Annotated in this window: 6 protein-coding genes and 2 pseudogenes; 5 read left to right on the top strand and 3 right to left on the bottom strand. The window is 62.5% G+C overall.

Annotated features, from left to right (window positions below; translation table 11 throughout):
* A pseudogene (locus tag HUV06_RS16365) lies at positions 1-109 on the top strand (hypothetical protein); the annotation flags it as partial.
* A 77-nt stretch (positions 110-186) separates the two neighbouring features.
* Positions 187-1,989, top strand: coding sequence for a translation elongation factor 4 (gene lepA, locus HUV06_RS14315; RefSeq protein ID WP_174301928.1), 1,803 nt, complete (start codon positions 187-189; stop codon positions 1,987-1,989).
* Between the two features lie 172 nt (positions 1,990-2,161).
* On the opposite strand, the gene HUV06_RS14320 is transcribed toward lepA, so the two are convergent.
* Complete coding sequence (locus HUV06_RS14320) at positions 2,162-2,524, bottom strand: endonuclease domain-containing protein (protein ID WP_254601155.1); 363 nt, start codon at positions 2,522-2,524, stop codon at positions 2,162-2,164.
* A 125-nt stretch (positions 2,525-2,649) separates the two neighbouring features.
* Here HUV06_RS14320 and HUV06_RS14325 point away from each other — a divergent pair, with 125 nt between their 5' ends.
* Positions 2,650-4,206, top strand: a complete 1,557-nt coding sequence (locus HUV06_RS14325) for a hypothetical protein (RefSeq protein ID WP_174301929.1) — start codon at positions 2,650-2,652, stop codon at positions 4,204-4,206.
* Positions 4,207-4,276: 70 nt separating this feature from the next.
* Here the strand turns inward: HUV06_RS14325 and HUV06_RS14330 are convergent, their stop codons facing one another.
* A complete protein-coding gene (locus HUV06_RS14330) occupies positions 4,277-4,450 on the bottom strand; it encodes a hypothetical protein (RefSeq protein WP_174301930.1) in 174 nt (57 codons plus the stop codon).
* Positions 4,451-4,507: 57 nt separating this feature from the next.
* On the opposite strand from HUV06_RS14330, the gene HUV06_RS16495 reads away from it, so the two are divergent.
* Together HUV06_RS16495 and HUV06_RS16370 are read left to right on the top strand one after the other, a co-directional pair.
* Positions 4,508-4,636, top strand: a complete 129-nt coding sequence (locus tag HUV06_RS16495) for a hypothetical protein (protein ID WP_256430086.1) — start codon at positions 4,508-4,510, stop codon at positions 4,634-4,636.
* A complete protein-coding gene (locus HUV06_RS16370; RefSeq protein WP_254601157.1) occupies positions 4,633-5,184 on the top strand; it encodes a hypothetical protein in 552 nt (183 codons plus the stop codon). Before HUV06_RS16495 ends, HUV06_RS16370 begins: the two co-directional genes overlap by 4 nt.
* Before the next feature lie 28 nt (positions 5,185-5,212).
* Here HUV06_RS16370 and HUV06_RS16700 read toward each other — a convergent pair.
* Positions 5,213-5,467: pseudogene (locus HUV06_RS16700) on the bottom strand (DUF86 domain-containing protein); the annotation flags it as partial.
* Positions 5,468-5,621 lie beyond the last annotated feature (154 nt).

Raw genomic sequence — 5,621 nt, forward strand, 5'->3', positions numbered from 1 at the left:
GGGGGGCGTCGCCGCCGCCGGCGTATCACAGCCGGGGGCGACGTCCCCTCCGTCACGGCGCGTATTCGCGCCGCGCCACCTCCCCCGCTTCGCAGGGGAGGAGAAAGGCGCCAGCCTGACGCGGTCAGCCCTCAGCCGCCCCGCCAGCATCGCACCTCGCCCCCGATGTGCTAAGCCGCGCCCGCAATGACCGACCTCGCCCACATCCGCAACTTCTCCATCGTGGCCCATATCGACCACGGCAAGTCGACCCTGTCCGACCGCCTGATCCAGGAGACCGGCGGGCTCACCGCGCGCGAGATGACCGCCCAGGTGCTCGACAACATGGACATCGAGCGCGAGCGCGGCATCACCATCAAGGCCCAGACCGTGCGCCTCGACTACACCGCCGACGACGGCGAGACCTACGTCCTGAACCTGATGGACACGCCGGGCCATGTGGACTTCGCCTACGAGGTCTCCCGCTCGCTGGCCGCCTGCGAAGGCTCGCTCCTCGTGGTCGACGCCAGCCAAGGCGTGGAGGCCCAGACGCTGGCCAACGTCTACCAGGCCATGGAGGCCAACAACGAGATCGTCCCGGTGCTGAACAAGGCCGACCTGCCCGCCGCCGAGCCCGACCGCGTGCGCGCCCAGATCGAGGACGTGATCGGGCTGGACGCCAGCGACGCCATCCTCTGTTCCGCCAAGACCGGGCTCGGCATCCACGCGGTGCTGGAGGCCATCGTCACCCGACTGCCGCCCCCCAAGGGCGATCCCGCCGCGCCCCTGAAGGCGCTCCTCGTGGACGCCTGGTACGACGCCTACCTCGGCGTCGTGGTGCTGGTGCGCGTCATCGACGGGCAGATGAAGCGCGGCATGCGGGTGCGGATGATGCAGACCGGCGCGGTCTACAACGTCGACAAGCTCGGCGTCTTCCGCCCCAAGGCCACCGACCTGGAGATGCTGTCGGCCGGCGAGATCGGCTTTTTCACCGGCTCCATCAAGGAGGTGGCGGACGCCGCGGTCGGCGCCACCATCACCGACGAGCGCCGCCCCACCGCCCACGAACTCACGGGGTTCAAGGAGGTGCAGCCCGTGGTGTTCTGCGGCCTCTTCCCCGCCGACGCCGCCCAGTTCGAGGACCTGCGCAACGCCATCGGCCGCCTCCGCCTGAACGACGCCAGCTTCAGCTTCGAGATGGAGACCTCCGCGGCGCTCGGCTTCGGCTTCCGCTGCGGGTTCTTAGGGTTGCTCCACCTGGAGATCATCCAGGAGCGGCTGTCCAGAGAGTTCAACCTCGACCTGATCGCGACCGCGCCCAGCGTCGTCTACAAGATCACCCTGATCGACGGCAGCGTCATGGAGCTGCACAACCCCGCCGACATGCCCGATACCGTGAAGATCGAGTCCATCGCCGAGCCCTGGATCAAGGCCACCATCTTCACCCCCGACGAATATCTCGGCGCCGTCATCAAGCTCTGCCAGGACCGCCGCGGCGCCCAGCGCGAGCTGTCCTATGTCGGGACCCGCGCCATGGTGGTCTACGACCTGCCGCTGAACGAGGTGGTGTTCGACTTCTACGACCGGCTGAAATCCATCTCCAAGGGCTACGCCTCCTTCGACTACTCCATCGAGGAATACCGCACCGGAGACCTGGTGAAGATGAGCGTGCTGGTGAACAGCGAGCCCGTCGACGCCCTCTCCATGCTCGTCCACCGCGGCCGCGCCGAGACCCGCGGCCGCGGCATGGTGGAGAAGATGAAGGACCTGATCCCCCCCCACATGTTCGTCATCCCGATCCAGGCCGCCATCGGCGGCAAGATCATCGCCCGCGAAACCGTCCGCGCGCTGCGCAAAGACGTCACCGCCAAGTGCTACGGCGGCGACGCGACGCGGAAGAAGAAGCTGCTGGAGAAGCAGAAGGAGGGAAAGAAGCGGATGCGCCAGTTCGGCAAGGTCGACATCCCGCAGGAGGCGTTCATCGCTGCGCTGAAGATGGATGCCGACTAAATCCCCTCTCCCCTTGCGGGAGAGGGAGGGGCCCGCGTCGCGAAGCGGCGTGGGAGGGTGAAGGGTCGCACCGCCGTTGGAACTGCATGATGCGGCCGGCCGCGGCGCGACCCCTCACCCTTCCCATGCTCCGCATGGGCCCCTTCCCTCTCCCGCAAGGGGAGAGGGAGCGCTACCGCCGCCCGAACGCCTGGCGCAGCACATGCTCGACATGCTCCGGCTCCCGCCGCACCTCGGTGTTCCACAGCCGCACCACCTTGAACCCCTGCCCCCTCAGCCAGGCGTCGCGCACCGCGTCATAGCCGCTGTCGGCATGTTGGCCGCCATCGCACTCCACCACCACCCGCGGATCGAGGCAGACGAAGTCCACGATGTAGCGCCCGAGCGGAACCTGCCGCCGGACCTTGCAGCCCTCGAACTGCCGCGACCGCAGCATCCGCCACAGCACCCGCTCCGCGTCGGTCGGCTCCCGCCGCATCCCCCGCGCCCGCCCGAACAGCTCCGCCCGCTCCACCACAGGGCGAGCCTGATACATACGACTGTACCGCGCAAGTCCACCCCTCTCCCGCGGCGGGAAAGGGAGGTACAGCTTGCCGGATCAAAGCGGTGGAGGTAGACTTCCTCACGAATGCTTCCCATGATTGCACAAGGGACTAAGCTGTGGATCAGGGAATCCTCCGTGCCATTCTCGCCGTCGGACGTCGAGCGGAAAGCGTCGACATAGAAACGCTTCAAGACAGCTTTGTCAGCGTCGGCAACATAGACCTAAGGCTTTCAAGCCCGGATCATCAAGTTATCTATGGCAGAAGAGGCACGGGTAAAACCCACACTTTAAAATATCTTCTATCAAATCCTTCTTCCCAGACAATCCCCATGTATGTTGACCTAAGAAGTATAGGATCAAACGGGTCTATATATAATGATAGCACTCTCTCGTTTACCCAGCGCGCAAGCACCTTGCTTATCGATTTTCTAGGTGCCATTCACGACCAGCTTCTGGAGATATTTGTAGATAGCACTGAGTTGGACCTTTCCGCGGCTGGTGGTCATCTTGACCGTTTTGCAAACGCGATCTCGACGACACGAGTAGAGGGTCCAGTGTCGATTAAAGAACAACGACATCATGAAGATACGGCAAGTGTCAAGGCCGGCGTGGCCCTGAAGAAATTGGATCCAACTTTCAACATTTATGTTGGCTCGACTAACAAAGAGGCTGACGACTCAGAGGTGAGCTATGAGTTGGCGCGGGAAGCGCATGTTATATTTGGTGATTTGAATGCTCCGCTTAAGGCTATCGCTGGGCTTGCAAAGGGAAAACGATTTGTAGTGCTCGTAGACGAGTGGAGCGACATACCTTTAGAACTGCAGCCGTTCTTGGCAGATTTGATAAGGAAGGCGCTTATTGCTTCTGGGATGACGCTGAAGATCGCGGCTATCGAGCACCGGGCGCGATTCGCACAAGTCAGCAAGAGCGGCCAATACGTCGGTCTTCAGCTTGGTGCCGATGTCATGGCAGACGTTAATCTGGACGATTTTATGGTTTTTGAGAACGATGAGCAGCGCGCAGTCAACTTTTTTCGAAATCTCATATACCGCCATTGCCTATCGAACTTAGATAAGAGTGTTGCTGCGCAATACAAAGACGAAAGTGCCTTTATTCTTTCTATCTTTACGGAGAAGCGGGCACTCGAGGAATTTGTTCGCGCAGCGGAAGGCGTGCCGCGTGATGCCCTAAACCTCTTGAACAAAGCCGCCATAAAAGCAGAGGATAGGCGTATCGGCGTTGAAGATGTCAGAGCAGCAGCAAGAGAGTGGTATCAAAGTGACAAGGCTGCCTTTATAAATCAGGATGTAGAGACAAAGCGGCTACTAAACTGGATAGTTGATAAGGTTATAAGAGGACGGAAAGCACGCGCTTTCTTGTTTGATGCAGACCGGCGAGAGGACTTGATAGATCGACTATTCGACTCACGCTCCTTGCATATACTAAAAAAGAATATCTCCTCGAAGGAGGGTGGCCAAAGATTTGATGCTTACAAGCTAGACTACGGCTGCTATGTTGACTTAATCAAGACGAGCATGAATCCGAATGCGCTCTTGGACGACGACTTAGCTGGATTACCGACGGACGAAGTGCCAGACGATGATTACCGCGCGATTCGCCGAGCGATTCTGGACTTTAGCGACTTCGCTGCCGCGGGTAACTCAGCGATTTAGCCGATTAGAACTTGCCGGCCTAGCGGAAACTTAACCGCTGGTGCCTCCTTCGTCGGTCGGCATTTATGACTCAGAATGCATAGATCGCGTCCCGCTCCGCCGAGGGGCGGACGTAGTCCTTCAGGCCCTCGCGGTCGGCGACGTCCACGCCGACGTCGAACAGGTCGTGCAGGGAGTGGATGATCCCGACATGGTCGTAGAGGTCGATGCGGCTGGAGGGCTCGATCTCCACCCTCAGGTCCACGTCGCTGTCCGGGCGAGCTCCGTCGGCGCCGCCCTGATCTCCGCCGCCCCTCCGGCCATGGTGCTAAGCCAGGCGCAGAAGGAAGACGACGAGCGTTACGGAAAGTCGCTGGAGCCCGCCGGCGGCCTGCCCAGGGACATGCGGCTGGAAGTGCGCGTCAGCGGCGTGCAGAAGGTGGCCAAGTGAACGCGATCGACGCCGGACGAGGACCCCGCGACCGCCCGGCCGGCCTGGCGCCGAGGGGCACGACGTGGGGCTTGGCCGCCATCATGGTGCTCTGCCTGGTCTCGCCGGCTGCCGCGGTCTTCAGCGCCGCCGACTGGGCGCCGCTCAGCCTGGACGCGTTTTTGGGTAGCGCCTTCGGATCGGTCCTGTTCAGCTTCGTCGTGTTCATGCCGCTGGCCGCCGGCCTGAAGACGCGCCGCTACTGGGTCGTCTGCTGGTACTTCGCCTCGGGCGTACTCAGCTTGGCCGTCTACGGGTGCGCCGTGTTTGTTGCGCTTGCGGGCATGCTGCGCCTCTTCGCCGTCCGCCATCCTGAACTGATCAGCGTCGCCTGGATGGGACGGCTGTTCCTCCTGGCCTGCCTGCCCATGCTGCTCGCCTTGTGGCGGGCGCTGCGACTCGCCTACTGGCGCCCCTGGAGCTCGCCCGAAACTTGGGAGCTGGGTGACGAGCGCAACGCCCGATGGGCGATGAGGCTGGCCGACGGCGCCCAGCGGCGGCGGCCTTGAGAGAAGGGACTGGGGAGATGTTGCCGGCCGACATCATCTGGCGCCAGGGCAGGTGGGCATGACGGTCGCGGAGTTCGGGGCCGGCGCGGCGAACGGCCTCCGAGATGATCTCCAGGCATCGGGTGGTGGCGTAGACCGTCTTCAGGTCGGCCGCGAAGGCCTCCGCGTCGAGACCGCCGACGAACGGCTCCGCTAACGCGGCGTTGTGGGCGATGTCGACGAGCGCCTGCCGGGTCTGCTCAGAAAGCATAGACGGCGTCCCTCTCGGCCGACGGCCTGACATAGGCCTTCAGCATCTCGCGGTTGGCGACGTCGACCTCCGTCGGGAACAGGTCCTGCAGGAACAGCACTACGCCCGTGTAATACCAGGCGTCCTAAATACTGACCTGCGCCCATTGGCGGGTTCCGATGGAGGTGATGACCTCCGGCTTGGCGAT

The sequence above is a fragment of the Caulobacter sp. S45 genome (assembly GCF_903642205.1).
Lineage (GTDB): Bacteria > Pseudomonadota > Alphaproteobacteria > Caulobacterales > Caulobacteraceae > CAHJWH01.